Source organism: Nonomuraea marmarensis (genome assembly GCF_043197025.1).
Lineage (GTDB): Bacteria > Actinomycetota > Actinomycetes > Streptosporangiales > Streptosporangiaceae > Nonomuraea > Nonomuraea marmarensis.
Genome location: NZ_JBICRM010000005.1, coordinates 1 through 21,863, shown reverse-complemented (window position 1 = coordinate 21,863; position 21,863 = coordinate 1). Strand labels below are relative to the sequence as shown.

Genomic DNA, 21,863 nt, shown 5'->3' with positions numbered 1-21,863 from the left:
GGTGACCAAGGTCAAGGGATTCGCGACAATCCTCCCGGCAATCTTCCCGAATCCACGGAATCCAGCACCCTCGCCGCACCACCCAGCGCAGCGGCATCGTGACCCAGAGTCGAGGCCACGACCCGGCAACCGCCCGCCTCCGAGGCGATGACGCGGCCGCCCAGCTCGCCCTGGACCGCGGGCAGCAGCCAGGGTGCCAGCGGGACGTAATAGCCTCCGAGGATCACCAGCTCGGGGTTGAGCAGGTTGGCGAGAACGGACACGCCCCTGCCCAGGCTCCTGCCGGCCGACTCCAGCGTGGCCAGGGTGCCGGCGTCGCCCGCGCGGGCCAGGCGCACCGACTCCTCGATCTCGACCTGGATCTCCCCCGGAGACGGGTCCTTGCCCAGCACGGCGCCGATGCCCGCCATGACCTCCAGGCAACCCCGCCGGCCGCAGTGGCACTCCGGGCCGTCGGGGTCGAGCTGCACGTGGCCGATCTCACCGCTGTAGCCGCGCCCGCCGCGGCGCAGCCGCCCGTCCAGGATGATGCCCGCGCCCACGCCCACCTCGCCGGTGAGGTAGACCAGGTCGGAGGCCCCGGCATGGGCGCCGAAGCGCTGCTCGGCCAGGGCGCCGAGGTTGGCGTCGTTGTCGACCTGGATGGGAAATCCTGGGTCCCGCAGCGCCTTGGCCAGGTCGCCGCCGATGTCGGCGTCGCGCCAGCCGAGATTGGGCGCGAGGCGCACGGTGCCCTGCACGTCGACGAGTCCCGGCACGGCCACGGCCAGGCCCAGGATCTGACGCTCCTCCTTGGCCATGCGGTTGACCACGCGCCGGATGATCGCGCCGACGCCGGCCACGCCCTGGTTGACGGACTCTCCGCTCGAGAACGAGCGCCGCCACGTCAGCAGCCGCTCCCCCGCGAGATCGACGGCCACGGCCGACACGTAGTCGATGTTGATCTCGACCCCGATGGCCGCGTACGGCGAGCCGTCCAGGACGAGCATCGTGGCCGGCCGGCCGACCCGGTTTTCCGTCAACCCGGTCTCGCGCACCAGCCGCCGGTCGATCAGGTCCGCGACCAGGCTGGACACCGTCGCCTTGTTCAGCCCGGTGGAGGCCGCGATGTCGGCCCGCGAGCAGGGCGCGTGCTCGCGGACGAACCGCAACACGACCGCGAGGTTGGTGGCCCGTACGTCGGCGAAGTCGGCCGGCTGCGGGCCGGTCGTAGAAGTGATCAATATCAGCCCCGTTCCCGCCAAGAGATGACCCCAGCATGCCGCATCGTGGGCTCCCTTCACCAACCTGTGACCGTCGCGATCCCTTGTGGCTGCGGTCACAGTCTACTAATTTGTTTGGTCGTAATACCAACTAAGTTTAATAAGGCCATCCCCACTCGGAGAAGGGAGCGAGCCATGCCAAATGACACGACTCGCCGCGGGTTCCTCGGCCTGGTCGGTGCGAGCGTCCTGGTAGCGGGCTGCGCCGAGAAGAAGCAGCTGTCCAAGGGCACGGCCGTCGCGGCCGACAAGCTCAAGAACCTGGTGCCGACGCGGATCCCGTTCCAGATCCCCGGGCTCCAGCCCGACCTGCCGGGCAGCGAGTTCGTCCAGCCCGGCTTCCTGACACGCCCGGCCGCCATGGTGCAGGCGGTCACCGCCAAGCCGCTGACCAGCGGCAAAGAGGTCACCGCGATGACGCCTCTGTGGGGCACGGTGCCGCCTGGCCTGGGCGACAACTCCTACTACGACGTCGTCAACGAACGCCTCGGCGGCACCGTACGGTTCAACATCTCGGACGGCAACACCTACGGCCAGAAGCTGAGCACCCTGCTGGCCAGCGGCGACGTACCGGAGATGCTCCAGGTCCCGAACTGGGAGCTCATCAAGCAGGCCCGCTTCACCGAGGCGGCCAACAAGCTCTTCGCCGACCTGTCCCCCTACCTGGCGGGGGACAAGGCCAAGGAGTTCCCCCTGCTGGCCAACTACGACACCGCCGCCTGGCAGTACGGCGTCTTCGGCGGCCTGCTGCAGGGCATCCCCTGGCAGAACGACCCGTTCCCGTTCGCCACCTTCGTCCGCCAGGACATCCTGGCGCAACTGGGCCTGCAACACCCGAAGAGCGCCGACGACCTGGTCGCGCTCGGCAAGGCGATCACCGACGCGAAGAAGAAGCGCTGGGCGTTCGGCGGCGGCATGGATCAGGAGCTGCAGCGGGCGTTCGGCGCCCCGCGCGAGTGGCGCAAGAAGAGCGACGGCACCCTCGAGTACAAGTACGAGACCGCCGAGTTCGCCGCGTCGATCGAGTTCCTCACCAAGCTGTTCGACGCCGGCTACGTGCACCCCGACATCGTGGCCAACAAGGACGCCGACAACAAAGGCGTCTTCGGCAGCGGCCAGATGGTCATCTACCGGGACGGGCTCGGCTCCTGGCACGAGAACCTGGGCCGCTTCCAGCCCGATAACCCCGACTTCGACCAGCAGATCGTCGCCCCCTACCCGGCGCACGCCGGCGGCACGCCCATCATGTGGCGCAACGAGCCCGCCAGCATGTTCTGCTTCATCAAGAAGGGGCTCGGCGACGCCCGCACACGCGAGTTGCTGGCGCTGGCCAACTGGTGCTCGGCGCCGTTCGGCACGCAGGAGTACGAGCTGGTCAACAACGGCATCGAGGGCAAGCACTACACGGTCGAGGACGGCAAGGTCAAGCAGACCGCGCTCGGGCGCAAGGAGGTCGCACCCACGTACATGTTCCTGTCCGGGCGGCCGAACGCCAACGCGATGAGCCAGTACGAGGGCCTCGTCCAGGGGTTGTGGGACTGGTCGACCGGGGCCGCGAAGCTCCTGGAGAAGGACCCGTTCGTGGGGATCCGGGTGGAGACGCCGTCCAAGATGGCGGGCCTGGTGACACCCACCGAGGACAAGATGCAGGAGATCTTCCGCGGCAAGCGGCCCGTGTCCGAGTGGCCGAAGGTCGTCAAGGAGTGGCAGGAGCAGGGCGGGAACGAGGCGCGCGAGTTCTACATGAAGGTCGCCCGCGAGAACGGCCGGTTGTGAGGGGCTTTTCGTGGGGGCGGTGACAGCCAAGCGGCCGGTCCGGCGCGGCGCGTCCCCGTCAGGGCCGGCCGCCTCTCCGCACGAGTTGGGGTGGCGGGGCAAACTGCGCAGGGACTGGCCGCTGCTGGTGATGAACCTGCCGATGTTGCTGGTCGTCCTTGCCTTCTGGTGGCTGCCCGCGCTCGGCAACGTCATCGCGTTCCAGGACTTCAACCCCTACACCGGCGGCATCCTCGGCAGCCCGGTCATCGGCTTCACCAACTTCGCGCTGCTCTTCGAGGATCCGCAGTTCCTGCGCGCGATGCTGAACACGCTGTCGATCACGGCCTTCCAGCTCGTCTTCTACTTCCCCGTGCCGATCATGCTGGCGCTGCTGCTGAACAGCATCGTCTCGGCCCGGCTGAGGGCATTCGTGCAGGGCGTGGTCTACATGCCGTTCTTCTTCTCCTGGGTGCTGGTCGTGGCCATCTTCCAGCAGATGTTCGGCGGGGCGGGCCTGCTGGCGCAGATCCTGCGGGAGAACGGCCGCGAAGCCCTCGACTGGATGACGAACTCGGACACGTTCATCCTGCTGATCACGTCTCAGACGATCTGGAAGGACGCGGGCTGGGGCGCGATCATCTTCCTGGCCGCGCTCAGCACGATCGACCCGAACCTGTACGAGGCCGCCGCCGTGGACGGCGCCCGCCGGTGGCGGCGCATGTGGCACATCACGTTGCCCGGGCTGCGTCCGGTGATCGTGCTGCTGCTGATCCTGCGGCTCGGAGACGCGCTGAACGTCGGGTTCGAGCAGTTCATGCTGCAACGCAGCGCCGTCGGCAGCCAGGCGTCCGAGGTGTTCGACACGTTCGTGTACTGGTCGGGCCTGCGTACCGGCGACCTCGGGTACGGGGCGGCGGCCGGGTTGTTCAAGGGCCTGGTCGGGCTGCTGCTCATCGTGGCGGCCAACCGGGTGGCGCACGCGTTCGGCGAGCGAGGGGTGTATTCGCGATCATGACAGTCCTGACCTCCAGGCTCCGCTCCGGCAAGCCCTCTGGGCTGGCGCCCTGGGAGGAGCGGCCGTCGCCGGTCGGCCGGGCCGGCAAGGGCGCGCTGGTGACGCTGATCGTCGTGGTCGTGCTCGGCCCGCTCTACACGATCGTCCTGACCAGCCTCAGCTCCTCCGCCACCGTCAACCGCGTCGGAGGGCTCGTGCTGGTGCCCGACGGGCTCACGTTCGAGGCGTACCGGCAGATCTTCTCCGACACCGTGGTCAGCAGGGCCGTGCTGGTCAGCACCGGGGTGACCGTCGTGGGAACGCTGATCAGCGCCGGGGTGAGCGTGCTGGGGGCGTACTCGCTGTCCCGGCCCGGCTCGTTCCTGCACCGGCCGCTGCTGTTCAGCGTCCTGCTGATGTTCGTCTTCTTTCCCGGCATCATCCCCGTCTACCTGATGGTGAGCGGGCTGGGGTTGAAGGACGGCTACTGGTCGCTGATCCTGCCGACGGCCGTTTCGGCGTTCAACGTGATCGTGTTGCGATCGTTCTTCATGAGCATCCCCGGGGAGATCCTGGACAGCGCGCGCATTGACGGGGCCGGGGAGTTCCGCATCCTGTTCCGCATCATCCTGCCCATGTCGAAGGCCGTCACCGCGGTCGTCGCGATGTTCTATGCGGTCGGTTATTGGAACGCGTGGTTCAACGCGATGCTGTACATCGACGACACGCGCAAATGGCCGCTGGCGCTGATCCTGCGCCAGTACGTGGTGGACTCCAACCCGCTGCCCAGCGCCACGGCGGGCGTGACGGGCGACGCCCCGCCGACACTGGCCATCAAAATGGCCATCGTGGTGATCGCCGTGGTGCCCGCCCTGATCATCTACCCCTTCGTCCAGCGCCACTTCACCAAGGGCGTCATCGTGGGGGCAATCAAGGGCTAAAAGCACCTCCATAACCGTGGTCAAATCGAGCGTGATCTTTTAGCAGAGAGGACAATTTTCGTTATATTCCCTTTTTCTGGCATTACGCTCGAAAGTGGATCAATCCTTCTTTGAAAGAAGATCACCATGAGCGTGAGATCGTTCCCGCTTACCCTGCGCATCACCGTGAGCGAAGCGACACCAGACGAGATCAGAGAGAAGGCCGTAGCTCGGGCGCTCATCTTTTTCGGCGATGGTGCCGAGTTGGACGTCATCAGCGCCGAAGCCGAGCCGGATGCGGAGGGCGACGGCCACTACCGCGCCACCGTCGTCTTCCGGAAGGTGGGCTGATGATCAGGGCCCGCTCCCGGGCTTGTACGACGATCGCCGGGGTAGCGGTCGGCGCATGCACACACTCGTGAAAGGTTTGATCGCGGGCGCGGCAGGTACCACCGCGCTGGACGTCGCCTCATATCTGGCGTACGGGGTCGCGGCGTATGTGGCGTACGAGCTGTTGAGGTCTTGACAGGCGGGATGAGCGGGCAGAGCGTGGCGCTCACACGCGTCACGCGAGGGGGCCTGCCATGGCCGTACACGAGATCCGCATCGACTCCGCTCTCACCCTCAGCGAGCAGCCCGGGACCGGGCACAACCGCTGGCACCCGGATATCTCGCCTGTTGTGCGGTGCGAGCCCGGCGACGAGGTCGTCATGGAGACGCGGGACGCGTTCGACGGCCAGATGGGGCCGAACGCCACGTTGAAGACGGTGGAGGCGCCCGATCTCGACGTCGTGCATCCGCTGACCGGTCCCGTCTACGTGGAGGGCGCGCAGCCGGGGGACCTGCTGGAGATCGAGATCCTGGAGGTCGTGCCCGGCTCCTACGGGTACACCGTGCAGGTGCCGGGCTTCGGGTTCCTGCGTGAGGTGTTCCCGGAGCCGTTCATGGTGCGCTGGCAGTTGGCCGACGGGTGGGCCGTCTCCGAGGATCTGCCCGGGGTGCGGATCCCGGCGGCGCCGTTCATGGGCACGATCGGGTTGTCCCCGGGGCATGCGTCACTGGCCAGGATCACGGCTCGGGAGCAGGCGGCGCTGGAGCGCGGCGGGTTCGTGTTGCCGCCGTCGCCCGACGGCGCGGTGCCGGTCGAGGCCGGCGCCACGGGGTTACGCACGATCCCGCCCCGGGAGCAGGCGGGGAACGTCGACATCAAGCAGCTCGGGGCGGGCACCCGGCTGTACATCCCGGTGGACACGCCGGGGGCGCTGTTCTCGGCCGGGGACGCGCACTTCGCGCAAGGGGACTGCGAGGCCTGCGGGACGGCCATCGAGATGACCGCCACCTTGCGGGTGCGGTTCACCGTGCACGCCGGGGAGGCGGCGGAGAAGGGGATCAGAGGGCCGCGGTTCGCCCGTTCGGACTACTGGGTGGCGGCACCGTTCGCGGCTCCCCGGAGGTTCTACGCGACGACCGGGATGTCGGTGAGCCGGGACGGGCAGGTGGCGGCCGAGGACGCCACGCTGGCGGCCCGCAACGCGCTGCTGGACATGATCGATCATCTCGGGGAGCGGGGGTGGAGCGCGCAGCAGGCGTACGCGATCTGCAGCGTCGCCGTGGATCTGAAGGTCAGCCAGCTCGTGGACGTGCCCAGCTTCCTGGTGTCGGCGTTCCTGCCGGAGGACATCTTCAGCGGGTAGCGGGCGGCACGGTAGGCGCACATGAATCGCTTCTGTTAGGAGTTCTGGGACCTCCCGTGCGATCAAGGACGTCAGCGCCGCCTGAGGATGGCACCACCAATCCCGGCGCCCGAACATGGCCGAGAGCTCCCTCGTCATAGCCGTTCGGATGGAAATCTCCAAGACTGCAGCGGCCCATAGAACGCTTCGCTGATCTCGGTGTTCCAACAGTGCAGGCGCAGGGCAGCGCCGGGATCACCTGAGCAGCGCAGTTCGTACTCGGCCAGGCGCATGGGAGAGAGCAAATCCCTCAGCCGCTTGGCTTCTGTCGCTTGCATCCAGACTGCCCTCTCGATGGCGTGGTACGGTCGATACATAAGCCCCGGTGGTGCCTCTGCTCAGCAAGCAGCCGGGGCACAGCTCTGTCCAGGACTGACCGGTCGGCTCCCACCCCGATGCCTGTCACGGTCGCAACCGGGGCAGGAGCTCGGCCCTTGGACAGGACCACATCATGCAGCGGGGTGTTCACCTGCCGGACGTGGAGCCCTCCGATAGAAGAGCGATCGGACACGTTCCGTCGCATCCGTATAGCTCTCTGCGATCCCGCCCTATCGTGCCATCCGTGACGTCCCCCTGCATGCCTCCGACCACGTCGGCGGCGCGAGGTCAAAGCGGAAGCACACCGGTTGTACCCCGAACTGGGTGACCCGGAGCGCCAGGCCGCTGCCGATGTGCACCTGGATGCCTACGTTGCCGGACATCACCTGAAGGAACTACGCAAATCCCTCGGCAAGACGCAGGCTGACGTGGCGGCCGCCCTTGGGATCTCTCAGGCACGTGTCTCCCAGATCGAGAACGGTGACCTGGACTCGATGGAACTTGAGACCATCCGGGCTTATGCCGCCGCTCTGGGCGGCCACGTCGATGTGACGATCAGCGTTGGACCCCACTCGGTACGCGTCGCCTGACCAGCAAAAAGCCCGAGCGATGGCGAGGACTGTTTCGGCTCCCTAGGCCCACCGCCTAACCATGCAACGGGTGGGCCTTCGGCGAGCGAAGCGAGCGGGCTTCCCATGCCCTTTCTACGCCGGGGTGCAGGTGAGGGTGGTGGGTGGGGTGTTGGTGCCGGTGTAGCTGCCGTTGAAGCCGAACGTCGTCGTCCCGTTAGCGGCCAGGTTGCCGTTGTACGAGGCGTTCACGACGCTCACGTTGGCGCCCGTCTGGGTCGGGGTGCCGCTCCACAGTTGGGTGAACTTCTGGTCTCCTGCCCAGGTCCAGGTGACCCGCCAGCCTGTGATCGACGCGGTTCCGGTGTTCTTGACCGTGACCTCCGCCGCGAAGCCGCCCGGCCACTGGTTGCCTGCCTTGTAGGTCGCCGTGCAGCCCGTGCCTGTCGTCGGAGTGACGGTCGGTGTGACCGTGGGGGTCACCGTGGGCGTGACCGTGGGGGTCACCGTGGGGGTGACGGTTGGCGTGACGGTGACGGGTGGGCCCGTGCGGTCGCCGTACAGGATGCCTCGGCCGTTCGTGCCCACGTATACGCGGCCGTAGACCCGTGGGTCGCCCGTGAGGGCCTCGCCCATGTTGCCCCACTGGTGTTTGTCGTCGTTGATGCGGAGCCAGTTCGTCCCGGCGTCGTCCGAGCGGTACAGGCCCGTCACCCCGCCGATCGTGGCCACCGTGTAAAGGGCCAGGTACGTCCCACCAGGTGCCGCCTTGCCGAAGCCGACGTTCACCGAACTGGTGATGCCGGACACCTTGGTGAAGGACGTGCCGCTGTTCGTCGAGTGCCACAGGCCGCCGTCCCCGGCCAGCCAGAGGTCGCCCTCCCTGCCGGGCACGGCCTTGAACTTGCCGGTGGCCGGCAGGCCCGTGGCGGCGGTGGCGGTGAAGGTGGCGCCGCCGTTCGTGCTGACGTACAGCCGACCGCCGTTGAGGCCGTAGAACTTCATCGGGTTGACGCGGTCCGACTCCACGATCGCCTCCGTGGGCAGGCCGGACGCCTGTTGCCAGGAGTTGCCGTAGCCGACCGAGTAGACCGGGGTCACGCCCTTCGGTGCCCAGACGAAACGGGAGCCGTCGGCGGCCGCCGCCACCGTGCCGCCCTCGTTGACGCCGCCCGGCTCCGTGGCCTGGAACCAGTTGGCGCCCCCGTCCGTGGAGAAGGCCACGTGGCTGTCGTTCGGGCGGTCGGCGTCGGTGAAGTTGCCCGCCCGCACCATGACTGACGGCGTCTTCTCCGCGTAGTCCAGGCTGGTGGTGGAGGTGAAGACGGGCGCGGTGTACATCATCGGCGGGACCGCGTCCAGGTTGGCGTGGCGGAAGCCGCCGATGTCGCCCAGGCCGCTGACCAGGGGCGCACCGCTCGGCGGGCTGATCAGGTCGAGTACGGCCGTCTCCTCCAGCCCCTTGGCCATGGGCTTGATGGTGAACTGGCCACCCGAGTCCCACTGGGTCAGGTTCTCGGTGCCGTAGAGCGTGGCGCCGGTGCCGTACATCATCCGGTTGGAGTCGAACGGGTCGATCTCCATCGACTCGGTCATCCAGCCGAGCTTCGGCGTGACCTCGGGGAGTTGCGGGTTGCTGCCGAACGTCAGCCAGGGGTTCTCCGCGATGTCCATCTTGTAGCGGAAGGTGCGGTTCGGGTACGAGCCGAAGTCCCAGACCCGGGTCCAGGTGGCGCCGGAGTCCGTGGAGCGGAAGAAGATCACGTCGGGCCACCAGGAGATCTGGGTGGCCACCATGAGCGTGCCCGGCTTCTGTTTGTCGATGGTCAGCCCGCTGTAGCCGAAGTAGTCGTCGGCGCTGGACGACGGGATGGGGCTGATCTGAGTCCAGGTGCCCGTGGCGGTGGCGTAGCGCCACACGTCGCCCTTGCCTCCGTCGTACGGGCCGCCGGTGTCGCTCGTGGCGAGGTACAGATAGCCGTTGACCGGGTCGAGCACGCCCTTGTGCGGCAGGTAGCCGGTCGGCTGCCCGGCCAGGCGGGTCCAGGTGGCGCCCGCGTCCGTGGTGCGGTAGACGCTGTTCTCCTTGTCGGCGACGCCAACGTAGATGGTCTTGGTGGCGGTGCCCTTGGCGGACGAGCGCGGGTCGTACGTCACCCAGATCACGCCCGGCTTGTGGCTGAGGTAGCCGTTGGAGTCGTTCGGGTCCTGGGCGTAGTTGCCGGGGTTGGGGAAACTCGCCACCTTGGCCCAGTTCGCCCCGAAGTCGGTGCTGCGCCACAATCCGTTGCCGTTGGGGGTGCCGAAGTAGAGGACGCTGTTGTTGTTCGGGTCGACGGACAGCGCCTCGCCCATGCCGCGGCCCGGCATGTTGCCGCCGAGCTTGAACGGCAGCGGCGTGACCTGCCAGTTGTCGCCCTTGTCGGTCGAACGCAGGATCGCGCCGTTGTTGGGATCCCAGCTGTTGGTGTACATGCCGACGGCGGCGTACACACGGTTGGTCTGCACGGGGTCGGTGGCGAGGCTGATCACGCCGTTGTAGCCCCACCTGTCCCACCCGGCCCAGTCGAGCAAGGGGGTCCATGATTTGGTGGACTGGTTCCACCGGTACGCGCCACCGATGTCGGTGCGGGCGTAGATGAGGTTCCGCTCCGTCGGGTTGAAGATGATGCCGGGTACGAAGCCGCCGCCGTCGATCCGTACGTTCTTGTACGCGTACGGATCCGAGGCCACGGCCGAGACCGGCGACATCCGCACGACCGCCGCCACGAGCAGGACGGCGGCGGTCGCGAGCATGACGAATAATCTTCTTCGCATGCGCGGCTCTTCCTTTCCAGGGGCGCCGGGAGGCTCCCCAAAGGCTCCAGATGACCGCCATGCACGAGCAGAGTGCAGGACCCTGACCGTCGCCGCGCCTTCGCGCATGAGCTCATCTGAAGGCTCACACACGCGTGCGTCGAAGGTCAATAGTTTGGATAGACAACGAATTAATGGACGCAGGAGGTTCGGAATGACAGAGTTTCCCGAATACCGGGTCGACGGCAAGGTTGCCCTGGTCACGGGCGCGGCGCGGGGTCTGGGCCGGGCGATCTCGCTGGCCCTGGCCAACGCGGGCGCCGAGGTCGCCCTGGGTCTGCGGGACGTCGATGAGGACGGAGGGCTGGCGCCGGAGGTCCAGTCGATGGGCCGCACCGCGCTCCCCTTGCAGATGGACATGACCGATCCGGGGCAGATCGCGCAGTCGGTGCAGGAGGTGCTCGACCGGTTCGGCAGGATCGACATCCTCATCAACAACGCCGGCATCGCTCCAGGAAACCCGGCGGAGGACGTCACGGAGGACGACTTCGACCGGACGCTGCAGATCAACCTGAAGGGCACTTTCCTGGCCAGCCAGGCCGTGGGGCGGGCCATGATCCGGCAGAAGTACGGTCGAATCGTCAACCTGGGCTCGCAGGCGGGCGAGGTCGCCCTGCCCGGCGAATCCATCTATTGCATGACCAAGGCCGCCATCGCCCACCTCACCCGCTGCCTCGCCGTCGAATGGGGCCCCCACGGCGTCACCGTGAACAACGTGGCCCCCACCTTCATCCGCACGCCGGGCACCGCGGAGGCCCTGTCCGACCCGGCGTTCGAGGCGGACGTCATCGAGCGGATCGCGGCCCTGCACCGCATCGGCGAACCCATGGACGTCGCCGGTGCGGTGCTCTTCCTGGTCTCACCGGCCGCCTCGCTGGTCACCGGCCACACGCTCGTCGTGGACGGCGGCTGGACGGTCCGCTGAGAACGGTTCGTGGCGGCCACGACCATACTCATGGCCGCCACGAAGCATCACCGGGCGAGCGCGAAGTCCTTGATCCGCAGGTCGCCCTTGAACACGAGGTACAGGTTCCCCTTGCCCGCCTTGACGGAGGCGCTGGCCGTACCCCACTGGTAGATCCCGCCGGTGGCGGGCACCTGCGCGGTCCCCAGCAGGGCGCCGGTCGGCGAGCCGAGGCGGAGCTCCAACGCGCCGCCGCTCACCGACGACACCCCGGCCGTGAAGCGGGGCCCGTAGGAGGCGCCGGTGAAGGAGATCCAGTCGCCCGCCGTGCCGGCCACGGCCTCGCCGCTGGCCTTGGTCTCGTCCGCGAAGGACACGCCCGAGTAGTCGTCGAAGTCCATCGCCCTGGTGTTCTTGGCCAGGTCGCGTACGGGGATGGTCTCGCTGGAGACGCGCAGCGTGGTGGACTGGCGGATCTTGTCGGAGGAGGAGCCGACCAGGATGTCGTGGGTGGCGTTCTCGACGGCCCACTTACCCCGGGTGTGGTCCCAGATGGCCAGGTCCGACTTCTTCAGGGTGAAGCTCACCGTACGGGACTCGCCCGGGTTCAGCGTGATCCGCTGGAAGCCGCGTAGCTGCTTGACCGGCTGCTGGAAGCGGGAGTCGCGCTGGTGGGTGTAGAGCTGGACCACCTCGTCACCCTTGACCTTGCCGGTGTTGGTGACCTTCACGCTCACCTTGTCACCCTGCACGGCCAGCCCCTGGTAGCCGAACGACGTGTAGCTCAGCCCGTACCCGAAGGAGTAGAGCGGCTTGTCCTTTCCGTACAGGTACGTCATCCCGGTCTTGGCCAGGTCGTAGTCCAGGATGCTCGGCAACGTGTCCGTGCCGGGCCAGGTCTGGGTGAGGCGGCCGGCCGGGTTGACGTCGCCGAAGAGCACGTCGGCGATGGCGTGACCGGTCTCCGCGCCCGCGTGCGTGGTCCACAGCAGGTTCGGCGCGTCCACGATGACCGGATAGCTGGTCTCCAGGACGACGACGGTCTTCGGGTTGGCCTTGCGCACGGCCTCGATCAGCCGTCGTTGTCCGTCGCCGAGCCGCAGGTTGGGGCGGTCGTGGAACTCGCGCCCGGCCACGAACGGGTGGCTGCCCACCACCACGACGGCGACCTCGGCCTTGGCGGCCTGCGCGGCGGCCGCGGCGACGCCGTCGGACACGACCTCCTTGCCGAACTTGGCCGCCTGGGCCTTGGGCGCCAGGCCGAGCGTGCCGTCGGCGGCGACGCTCACGTACGGGTCGGGCAGGGCGTACCAGCTCTCGACCGCCTCGTAGCCGGCGTACCTGATCAGGTAGCTGCCGTCGGACTGGCGTTCCAGGGCGAACTGCTGGGAGACGTACCAGCCGTCGGGGTCGGCGTCGTCGGTGTCGAGCGAGCGCCAGTCGCCGCCGAGCAGCTTGCCGTTGCCCGCGTTGCGCAGCGTGGACACGCCGCCGGTCCAGTCGGTCAGGTCCCACTGCGAGGCGGCCGTGGGCGCGGTGTCGGTGAGGGCCGCGTTGTTGTCGGGGCCGGTGCCGGTGGCGGTAATGTACTTGCCGGAGTCCAGGTGCTTGAGCGCGATGCGTTCCAGGCCGGCGCCGGTGGTGACGTTCCCGACGCGTTCCTTGACGCCGTCGAGCGGCGTCACCTGGTAGGGCAGCTGGCCGGAGTACCAGTCCCGGTAGAGCGTCCCGGCCAGCGGGCCGACCACGGCCGCCGACTGGGGCTTGGCCAGCGGGAGCACGCCGGAGTTCCGGAGCAGCACCGCGGACTTGCCCGCGGTCTCGCGGTTCAGCCGCTGGTTCGCGGCGCTGTTGATCACGTCTTTGGTGATCTTCTGGTACGGCCCGCCGTCCGGGTCGAAGTGCCCCAGCCGGGTCCGGATGGACAGGACGCTACGTACCGCCTTGTCCACGTCGGCCTCGGTGATGAGCCCCTGGTTCAGGGCGGCCGTGAGGTTCTGGACCATCGGCCCAGTGTCGCTGCCGTCGATCGTGTAGCTGTCCAGCCCGGCCTTGAGCACGGCGGCGAACGCCTCTGGCTTGTTGTCGTAGTACCGCTCCAGGTCGGTGAGCGCGTGCGGCCCCCAGGCGTCGCTGACGTTGTAGAGCGTCTTGTCCGTCCACGACCTGACCGTCGCGTTCAGGTCGGGGTTGACGTGGTTGGGCCGCCCGTTGACCAGGTTGTACGAGGCCATGACCCCGGTCGCGGCATTGGCCGAGATCGCGGCCTTGAAGGCGGGCTCGTAGTACTCGTGCCTGAGCTTGGGGGTCAGGTTGGAGGAGGTGAGGCTGCGGTCGGCCTCGTTGTTGTAGGCCAGGAAGTGCTTCAGCACGGGCGCGGTCTTCAGATAGAAGGGGTCGTCACCCTGCAGTCCCTTGCCGTAGGCGGTGGAGATCGCCCCGGTCAGCAGCGGGTCCTCCGAATAGCCCTCCTCGTTGCGACCGGCCCGCGGATCGCGCAGCAGGTCCACCACGGGAGCCCACACCTGCAGCCCCCACAGGACGGGATCGACGGCGTTGTACCCGCGGGCCTCTTCGCCGACCGCGCCGCCGACCTTCTTGATCAGCGCCGGATCCCAGGTGCTGGCCAGCCCCACGGCCTGCGGGAACACCGTGCCGCTGGCGAACTTCTGGTTCCAGTTGTCGTTGAGCTGGTTGGACCAGCCGACGCCGTGCAGCGCCTCGGTGCCGTTCTTGTGGTATCCGATGCCCAGCCGCGGGATCGGCTGCTGCGACTGGTGCAGCAGGCCGAGCTTCTCCGGCAGCGTGAGCCGCCCGAGCAGGTCGCCGACCCGCTGCTCCAGCGGCAATCTGGGGTTCTGGAACGGGAGGTCGGCGGCCTGGGCGGCGGGCGCGGCGAGCACCGAGGCCGCCAGCGTGAGGATGGCTAATAACGGGATTCTCATGAGGGCTCTCCATCACTTGATGGCGCCGACCGTCACACCTCGGGTCAGCGTGCGCTGGAAGATCAGGAAGAAGGCGATCGCCGGTACGACGCCGAGCAGGGCCGAGGCGCTGGACGTCGTGGCGTCCATGTACTTCTCGCCCTGCAGGACACCGAGCGCGACGGGCACCGTCTGGGTGTCGTTCGAGATCAGGAAGATCAGCGGCAGGAAGAACTCGTTCCAGGTCCAGATGAAGAAGAAGATCAGCAGCACGTTGAGCGTGGGCCGGCTGATCGGCACCACGATCCGCCAGAGCGACCGCAACCGCCCCGCGCCGTCGATCGCCGCCGCCTCCAGGATCTCCTTCGGGAACTGGCCCAGGACCGCACTCAGCAGGTACGTCCCGAACGCCGCCTGGATCACCGTCATGACGATGATCACGGCCAACTGGGTGTCGTAGAGCCCGACGGCCTTGACCAGGTAGTAGAGCGGGTAGGCCAGCGCCTCCTGCGGCAGCGTGTTGGCCACCAGGAACAACACGAGGATCCAGAGCCGGCCGCGCACCCTGCCGATGCCCAGCGCGTACGCGTTGAGCACCGACAACACGACGGCAAGCACCGACACGGAAGCGCTGATCAGGAAGCTGTTCCAGAGCTTCCTGCCGAACTCGACCCGGTTCCAGAAGTCCACGATCCCCTGCAGGTAGAGCCCGTCAGGCAGGCTCAGCGGCCCCTGGGAGCTGTACTCGGCCGGCGACTTGACCGCGTTGATCGCCACGATCACGAACGGGAACACCATCACGACCGCCAGCACGACCAGCGCGAACAACACCGCCCAGCGTCCCGGGCCCCTCATTCGGCACGCTCCTGGACCCGCAGGAACAGGAACGTCACCACGATGATGATCAAGGCCAGCACGGTGGCGATGGCGGAGCCGTACCCGACGTTGCTCTTCTGGAAGAAGTTCAGGTACGAGAAGTACGACGGCACCATCGTCGCGTTGCCGGGGCCGCCGCGGGTCAGCACGAAGATCGGCCCGAACACCTTCAGCGCCGCGATCGTGCACGTCAGCAGCACCACGAAGATCTCCGGCCGGATCTGCGGGATCGTGATGTGCCAGAACCTGCGCCACCACGAGGCCCCGTCGATCTCGGCCGCCTCGTAGTAGGCCGGGTCCACCCGCTGCAACCCGGCCATGAAGATCACCACCGGGTAGCCGAGCTGGAACCAGACCATGACCGCCATGACGGTGGCCAGCGCCAGGTCGGGATCGCCGAGCCAGTCCAGGTCCAGCCCGAAGATCTGGTTGACCGCGCCGTACGACGGGTGCAACATCCAGCCCCACACCACGCCGGCGATCGCCACCGGCAACACCTGCGGCAGGTAGTACATGGCGCGCAGCGCGGAGGCCGTGCGCGCCCCGAACCGCCGGCCGATGTAGTCGAACAACGCGGCCGCCAGCACCAGGCCGATCGCGGTCGGCACGATGGCCATGGCCACGATCAGCCCCACGTTGTGCTGGAACGACTTCCAGAACCGCTCGTCCGCCAGCAGCCGGGTGTAGTTGTCGAGCCCGATCCACCGCGGCGTGCCCACCCCCGACCAGCGGGTGAAGCTCGCCCCGACGTTCATCAGGAACGGCACGACGATGACGGCGACGAACAACAGCAGGCTGGGGACCAGGTAGAGCCAGTACCCCTTGGTGCGCACTCTCATTCAGTTGCCAATGTCGGCGAGGTTGTCCTCGTACGGCTTCGCGATCTCGTCCAGCACCTCGGCGGAGGTCTTGCTGCCGTTGATGAGCTCCTGGACGCCGGCCACCAGCACGTCGTAGTAGCCGGGCGCGGGCCAGTCGGGGTAGAAGGCCAGGCCGTCGGACGTGGTCAGCTTGTTGAACGTCTCGATGAGCTCCTTGCTCTTCGCGTCGGTGATCGCGGCCGGGTCGGCGGCCACCGGGACGCCGCCGGAGTTGCCCAGCAGGTTCTGGATGTCCTTGCTCATCGTGATGTCGATGAAGTCGTAGGCCAGATCCTTGTTCTGCGACTTCTCCGGCACGACCCAGACGTTTCCGCTCGAACCCGGCGACATCGTGGCGCCCGGGAAGAGGAAGTGGCCCCACTCGAACTTCTTGATCTCCGAGGCGAACCGGCCGTACCACCAGCTACCGCTGATCACGACGGGGAACTTGCCGTTCATGAACGCCACGCCCATGTCCTCGGCCTTGAGCCCGGCCGAGTTCTTGGCGATGTAGCCCTTCTTCACCCAGTCGGCGAACGTGTCGGCGCCGTAGGTGAACTCGGGGCCGTGGAAGTCGACCTTGCCCTTGTAGGACTGGAAGGCGTCCAGCCACGGCTTCTGCGCCTTGGTCAGCGCGAGCTGGTAGAGGATCTGCTGGGCCGGGTATTCGGCGCCCGCGTTGGCAATGGGCGTCACTCCGGCCTTGACGAACGTGTCCAGCCCGGCCGTGAACTCCTCGAACGTCGCCGGGACCTTGACTTTGTGCTCGTCGAACAGGTCCTTGTTGTAATAGACCATCACGAACTCGCCGTAGTTCGGCACGCCGTACCACTTGCCGGAGCCCATGACGCCCCGGTCGTCATATTTGGCGGTGGTCTGCAGGCCGCCGGGCAGCAGCTTGTCCCAGCCGCGCTTGGCGGCCTCCTCGGTCAGGTCGGTGAGCAGGCCCTGCTTGGACAGCAGCCCGGCGGTGGCGTTGCCCTTGTTGTACTCCATGATGTCGGGCGCCTCGTCCGAGTTGAGCACCATGCTGGCCGTCTTCTGGATGTTCTCGAAGCCCTTCTCCTCGAACTTGACGGTCACGTTCGGGTGCGACGCCTCGAACTTCTTGATCGCCTCGGCCCACGCCTTGCCCATGGCGCTGTCGGCCGACTCGTAGTGCCACAACTTGAGCACGCGGGGCTGATTGCTCTGGGCGGGCGGGCTTTCCGATCCCGAGCCGCAAGCCGACAGAGCGAGCGCGGCGGCAGCCAGCACCGCCGCGCCTCTCATCTTGAGCATGATCCCTCCAGGGGGTGTTACGAGATTTCAGCCCGCGCGGGAGCTCCGGTCACCGGGACGATCTCGACCCCGGTGACGCGCTTCGGGCCGGTGACGGCGACACGCAGCACGTCGCCGTCCCTGGTGGCGACGGCGACCGTCACGCCGTCCGCGTCGTGGATTTCGGCAGTACCGTCGCCGCCCCCGAAGGCGACGAGGGTGATCTCTTCCGGCACGTCGATCGTGTCTTTCGGCTGGGCCATGGGGATGAGCGCGCCGTGTCGTACGAAGAGGGGGATCTGGTCGAGCGGCTTGCCGACCTTGACGTAGCGGGAGCCCGTGAGCACCTCGCCGGTCCAGTAGTCCACCCACTCGCCGCGCGGCAGGTACACCTGGCGGGTGCCCTCCGGCGCGGTCATGGGGGCGACGAGCAGGTCGCGGCCGAGCAGGTACTCCAGGTCGGCCTGCCAGGCCACCGGGTCGTCCGGATGGTCCACGCACAGCGCCCGCATCATCGGCGCGCCGGTGCGCGCGGCCTCGACGGCCGCCGAGTAGATGTACGGCATCAGCCGGTAACGCAGCTTCAACGCCTGGACGGCCTGTTCCTCGACGGCCGGGAACTCCCACGGCTCGCGGGTGGTCGTGCCGTGCAGGCGCAGCAGCGGGGAGAGCGCGCCGAACTGGGTCCAGCGCACGTACAGGTCGTCGGTGGGCCGGCCGGTGAAGCCGCCGGCGTCGTGGCTCCAGAACGGCACGCCGGACAGGCCGTGCGCGAGCCCGCCCCTGATGGTGCTGCCCATGGCGGCGTAGCTGGTGTAGGTGTCGCCGCCCCACTGGGCGCTGTGGCGCTGGCCCCCTAGGTACGACGAGCGCGCCCAGACCAGGTCGTGCCCGTTGACCTCGCGGGTGACGCCGGCGACGACGTCGTTGAACAGCAGGGTGTAGACGTTGTGCAGGTCAGTGCCGGTCATCCCGTTGAACGCCACCGCGTCACTCGGCACGCCTTCGGCGAAGTCGGTCTTGAAGGCGGCGACGCCCTGCCTTAGGAGGGCCCGGAGCAGGCCCTTGAACCATTCGACGGCCCCGGGATTGGTGAAGTCGACGATCCCGCAGGGCGGGTACGAACCGTGCCAGCAGTCGGCGACATACGTCTCGCCCTCCTGATTTTTCAGGAAATATCCGGCCTGGTCGGCCTCGCGAAATGTCGGGCTTAGGTGGGAAATGTACGGATTCATCCACAGACAGACCTTGAACCCCATCCCCTCCAGCTCGGCCAGCATCCCGCCCGGGTCCGGGAAGTTCACCGGGTCCCAGCGCAGGTCCGACCAGTGCCCGTCGGTCTGCCAGTACGTGTCCAGGTGCAGCACGTCGCACGGAATGCCGCGCTCCCTGATCGTCCGCGCCCTGGCCAGCACCCGCTCCTGGCTGTCCACCCGGAACCCGGAGGAGATCCAGGTGCCGAACGCCCACTTCGGCGGCAGGGAGGGCCGGCAGGTGAGCAGGTCGTAACGGTCCAGCACCTCGGACGGCGTGGGCCCGGCGATCACGTAGTAGTCCATCACGTCGTCGGGCACCACGATCTGCACGACGCTGTGCGTGGACTGGCACACGTCGAACTCCGTCGGCGCCCCACTGTCGACGAGGACGCCATAGCCCCTGCTGGAGACGTACAGGGGGATGTTCTTGTACGCCCGCTGCGACTCGGCCCCGAAGGCGTCGAAGTTCCACATGACGGGCCGCTGGCCGCGCTTGTCCAGCCGGGTGAACGACTCCCCGAACCCGGCGAACGCCTCGTCGGGGGCGGCGGCGAAGCTCTCGTGGTACGCCACGGGCTCGCCGCCCGAGCTGGACCGCCCGAACGGCAACGTACGCAGCCGCCCGGAGATGTCGGTGTGCCCGCGATCCTGCTCGACCAGCGTCGTACCCGAGGCGTCGGTGAACCGCAGATGCCACGGCGCGAGGTCGATCTCGGCCCGCAACGACCCGGCGTCGATCACGATCGGCTCACCCGGCGCCACCCCGGCACGTGCCCCTGGATACGTGCCGGGAGTCACCAGCGAGACGGCCCCCTCCGATCGAGGCCGGGCGGTCGCGTCCGCCGACAACCGCACCCGGATGACCCCCTCGCCCGCCACGCCCACCTGGACGACCAGCGTCTCCTCCGCCGTGGTCACCGCCTTCAGCATCACCTCGGCACCGTCGGCCGCGACCAGCTCGGCGGCGGTCAACGCCGACAGGCCACCCTCGCCGCGCGCGCGTACCGGCAACTCGGGCGGGTCCGCGACGAAGTACTCGTGCGCGACCAGTGGGGGGCGATAGGGCATGGAAGCTCCTTCGAACGCTGCGCCAACTCGTGAGTTAGTTTGCTGTCCATACCAACAAACGTCAACGGTAAAAGCTCGCGTTCGAGCTCCATCCCCGTCCGGCGGGCATGGCGAAATGACGGCGGGGCGCCGTACCGGAAAGCAGGAAGTTAGATGGAGACGCCGGGCTGCATGAGGCGGCGGGCGGCCTCTGTGATCGAGCCCGACAACGACGGGTAGACCGCGAACGTGTGCGCCAGCTGGTCAACGGTCAGCCGCTGCTGCACGGCCACCGACACGGCCAGGATCAGCTCCGACGCCCGCGGCGCCACCACCACGCCCCCCAGCACGATCCCGGTGTGCGGGCGGCAGAACAGCTTGACGAACCCGTCGTTGAAGCCCGACATCTTGGCCCGGGCGTTGGTGGCGAGGGGCAGCTTGACGACGTTGGCCTCGATCTCCCCGGATTCGATGGCCTGCTGCGCGACCCCGACCGCGGCGATCTCCGGGTCGGTGAAGATGTTGGAGGCCACCGTGGCCAGCCGCAGCGGCTGGACGGCCTCCCCGAGCGCGTGCCAGACCGCGATCCGGCCCTGCATGGCCGCGACCGAGGCCAGCATCTGCACCCCCGTGCAGTCGCCGGCCGCGTAGACGCCGGGCGCGGAGGTGCGCGAGACCTTGTCGACCTTGACGAAGCCGCCCTGGTCGAGCTGGACCCCGGCCTCCTCCAGCCCGATGCCGGGGGTGTTGGGGATCATGCCGACCGTCATCAGCACGTGGGACCCCTCGGCCGTGCGGCCGTCCTCCAGGGTCACGACCACGCCGCCGTCAGTGCGTTTGGCGGAGGCGGCGCGGGAGCGGCCCATGACGTTCATGCCGCGGCGGCGGTAGACCTCTTCGAGCACCTCGGCACCGTCGGCGTCCTCGTTGGGCATCATCCGGTCGCGGCTGGAGACCAGCGTGACCTCCGACCCGAGCGAGCGGTAGGCGCCGGCGAACTCCGCGCCCGTCACGCCGGAGCCGACCACGATCAGGTGCTCGGGCAGCTCTTCCAGGTCGTAGAGCTGACGCCAGTTGAGTATGCGCTCGCCGTCGGGCTCGGCGCCGGGCAACACGCGCGGCGTCGCGCCGGTGGCCAGGAGCACGACGTCGGCCCTGATCGTCCGGTCACCGGCCCGCACCACCTGCGGATCCACCAGCCGCCCGCGGGCCCTGATGATCTCGACGCCCTCGGCCTCCACCCGCGTGGCGATGTCGGCGGACTGCGCCTGGGCCAGCTCCTTCACCCGCTTGTTGACCAGCGGCAGATCGACGCCCACCACACCCGCGTCACCGTCGGGCCCCCCGGAGAACGCCACCCCCAGCGAGGGCGCGTCGAGCAGGGCCTGCTTGCGGACCGAGGTCGCGATCAGCGTCTTGGAGGGCACGCAGTCGGTCAGCACGCACGCGCCGCCCGGGCCGTCCTGCTCGACCATGGTGACCTGCGCGCCTAGCTGGGCGGCCACCAGCGCCGCCTCGTAGCCGCCTGGTCCGCCACCGATGATCACGATCCTCGTCACGTATCCCATTGTCCCGCACGAGCTCGGCAAACCTGTAACCGGGCCGATGACACGTCGGCCTTCCTCCTGAGCCCGATGGACCGACTCGGCGGTCCAGCGTGGCAGGATGGCGCGGTAGCTGGATGACGAGCAGCACCCGGCGAGAGGGGTGGATCGTGGCGTGGCTTTCGGATCCTGCGGGAAAGCCCAGTGAGCCCAGACTTTATGCCGCGTACGGCTCGAACATGGATCCCGAGCAGATGGCCATGCGTGCCCCGCACTCCCCGATCTGGGGTGTGGGCTGGCTCCAAGGCTGGCGGTTGACGTTCGGGGGGATGGACCTGGCCTGGGAGGGCTCGATCGCCACGATCGTCGAGGATCCCGACGAGCACGTGTTCGTGGTGCTCTACGACGTTCCCGAGTGGGAGGAGACCTCGCTCGACCAGTGGGAGGGCGCGGTCCGCGGGGCCTACCACAAGGTGCGGCTGCGGGTGCAGACGCTCGAGGGCGAGGCCCTGGCCTGGTTCTACGTGCTCGACGGCTACGAGGGCGGCCTGCCGTCGGCCCGCTACCTGGGCAGCCTGGCCGAGGCGGCCGAGCGGGCGGGCGCCCCCGACGACTACGTCAAGGAGCTGCGGGAGCGCCCCTGCAACTCGATCGGCTAATGGGGCTTCGCCCCAGCCCGACGAGCCATGTGTGGCGGTCGAGGTAGTTGAAGTGACTCCGGTCGGAACAAGACGGTGACCGTGTGGTCCCGTAATTGACCGCCTACTGGCAGTGGTTGGCCT

General features: G+C 68.1%; 16 protein-coding genes. 8 read left to right on the top strand and 8 right to left on the bottom strand.

Going from position 1 to position 21,863, the window contains the following annotated elements:
* Nucleotides 1-11 precede the first annotated feature (11 nt).
* Nucleotides 12-1,223 (bottom strand): ROK family protein, encoded by a 1,212-nt coding sequence (locus ACFLIM_RS09380; RefSeq protein WP_393164067.1) that lies wholly within the window; start codon nucleotides 1,221-1,223, stop codon nucleotides 12-14.
* A 174-nt stretch (nucleotides 1,224-1,397) separates the two neighbouring features.
* Between ACFLIM_RS09380 and ACFLIM_RS09375 the strand changes: the two genes are divergently transcribed.
* The 6 genes from ACFLIM_RS09375 to ACFLIM_RS09350 all read left to right on the top strand — a co-directional run bounded on the left by ACFLIM_RS09375 (nucleotide 1,398) and on the right by ACFLIM_RS09350 (nucleotide 7,575).
* A complete protein-coding gene (locus tag ACFLIM_RS09375; protein ID WP_393164066.1) occupies nucleotides 1,398-3,038 on the top strand; it encodes an extracellular solute-binding protein in 1,641 nt (546 codons plus the stop codon).
* Between the two features lie 10 nt (nucleotides 3,039-3,048).
* Nucleotides 3,049-4,035 carry an ABC transporter permease gene (locus ACFLIM_RS09370; RefSeq protein WP_393164065.1) on the top strand — a complete coding sequence of 329 codons (987 nt, stop codon included), beginning with the start codon at nucleotides 3,049-3,051 and terminating at the stop codon, nucleotides 4,033-4,035.
* Nucleotides 4,032-4,955 carry a carbohydrate ABC transporter permease gene (locus ACFLIM_RS09365; protein WP_393164064.1) on the top strand — a complete coding sequence of 308 codons (924 nt, stop codon included), beginning with the start codon at nucleotides 4,032-4,034 and terminating at the stop codon, nucleotides 4,953-4,955. The genes ACFLIM_RS09370 and ACFLIM_RS09365 overlap by 4 nt, the downstream gene beginning before the upstream one ends.
* Before the next feature lie 126 nt (nucleotides 4,956-5,081).
* A complete protein-coding gene (locus ACFLIM_RS09360) occupies nucleotides 5,082-5,285 on the top strand; it encodes a hypothetical protein (protein ID WP_393164063.1) in 204 nt (67 codons plus the stop codon).
* 233 nt (nucleotides 5,286-5,518) lie between these two features.
* Nucleotides 5,519-6,628: an acetamidase/formamidase family protein gene (locus ACFLIM_RS09355; protein ID WP_393164062.1), complete on the top strand. Its 1,110-nt coding sequence runs from the start codon at nucleotides 5,519-5,521 to the stop codon at nucleotides 6,626-6,628.
* Between the two features lie 665 nt (nucleotides 6,629-7,293).
* Nucleotides 7,294-7,575 (top strand): helix-turn-helix domain-containing protein, encoded by a 282-nt coding sequence (locus ACFLIM_RS09350; protein WP_393164060.1) that lies wholly within the window; start codon nucleotides 7,294-7,296, stop codon nucleotides 7,573-7,575.
* Between the two features lie 114 nt (nucleotides 7,576-7,689).
* On the opposite strand, the gene ACFLIM_RS09345 is transcribed toward ACFLIM_RS09350, so the two are convergent.
* Nucleotides 7,690-10,371, bottom strand: coding sequence for a cellulose binding domain-containing protein (locus tag ACFLIM_RS09345; protein ID WP_393164058.1), 2,682 nt, complete (start codon nucleotides 10,369-10,371; stop codon nucleotides 7,690-7,692).
* Between the two features lie 193 nt (nucleotides 10,372-10,564).
* Here ACFLIM_RS09345 and ACFLIM_RS09340 point away from each other — a divergent pair, with 193 nt between their 5' ends.
* Nucleotides 10,565-11,335, top strand: a complete 771-nt coding sequence (locus ACFLIM_RS09340) for an SDR family NAD(P)-dependent oxidoreductase (protein ID WP_393164057.1) — start codon at nucleotides 10,565-10,567, stop codon at nucleotides 11,333-11,335.
* 47 nt (nucleotides 11,336-11,382) lie between these two features.
* On the opposite strand, the gene ACFLIM_RS09335 is transcribed toward ACFLIM_RS09340, so the two are convergent.
* The 6 genes from ACFLIM_RS09335 to ACFLIM_RS09310 form a co-directional block, all read right to left on the bottom strand.
* Nucleotides 11,383-14,259: a glycoside hydrolase family 3 protein gene (locus tag ACFLIM_RS09335; protein WP_393164055.1), complete on the bottom strand. Its 2,877-nt coding sequence runs from the start codon at nucleotides 14,257-14,259 to the stop codon at nucleotides 11,383-11,385.
* Between the two features lie 12 nt (nucleotides 14,260-14,271).
* Nucleotides 14,272-15,093 carry a carbohydrate ABC transporter permease gene (locus tag ACFLIM_RS09330; protein WP_393164054.1) on the bottom strand — a complete coding sequence of 274 codons (822 nt, stop codon included), beginning with the start codon at nucleotides 15,091-15,093 and terminating at the stop codon, nucleotides 14,272-14,274.
* On the bottom strand, nucleotides 15,090-15,953 hold the full coding sequence (locus ACFLIM_RS09325; RefSeq protein WP_393164053.1) for a carbohydrate ABC transporter permease: 864 nt from the start codon (nucleotides 15,951-15,953) through the stop codon (nucleotides 15,090-15,092). The genes ACFLIM_RS09330 and ACFLIM_RS09325 overlap by 4 nt, the downstream gene beginning before the upstream one ends.
* Nucleotides 15,954-17,255 carry an ABC transporter substrate-binding protein gene (locus ACFLIM_RS09320; protein ID WP_393164052.1) on the bottom strand — a complete coding sequence of 434 codons (1,302 nt, stop codon included), beginning with the start codon at nucleotides 17,253-17,255 and terminating at the stop codon, nucleotides 15,954-15,956.
* A gap of 17 nt (nucleotides 17,256-17,272) precedes the next feature.
* Complete coding sequence (locus ACFLIM_RS09315) at nucleotides 17,273-19,558, bottom strand: TIM-barrel domain-containing protein (protein WP_393164051.1); 2,286 nt, start codon at nucleotides 19,556-19,558, stop codon at nucleotides 17,273-17,275.
* Nucleotides 19,559-19,707: 149 nt separating this feature from the next.
* Nucleotides 19,708-21,096, bottom strand: a complete 1,389-nt coding sequence (locus tag ACFLIM_RS09310) for an NAD(P)H-quinone dehydrogenase (protein WP_393164050.1) — start codon at nucleotides 21,094-21,096, stop codon at nucleotides 19,708-19,710.
* A gap of 155 nt (nucleotides 21,097-21,251) precedes the next feature.
* Between ACFLIM_RS09310 and ACFLIM_RS09305 the strand changes: the two genes are divergently transcribed.
* Nucleotides 21,252-21,740, top strand: coding sequence for a gamma-glutamylcyclotransferase (locus ACFLIM_RS09305; RefSeq protein ID WP_393164049.1), 489 nt, complete (start codon nucleotides 21,252-21,254; stop codon nucleotides 21,738-21,740).
* The last annotated feature ends 123 nt before the right edge of the window (nucleotides 21,741-21,863 follow it).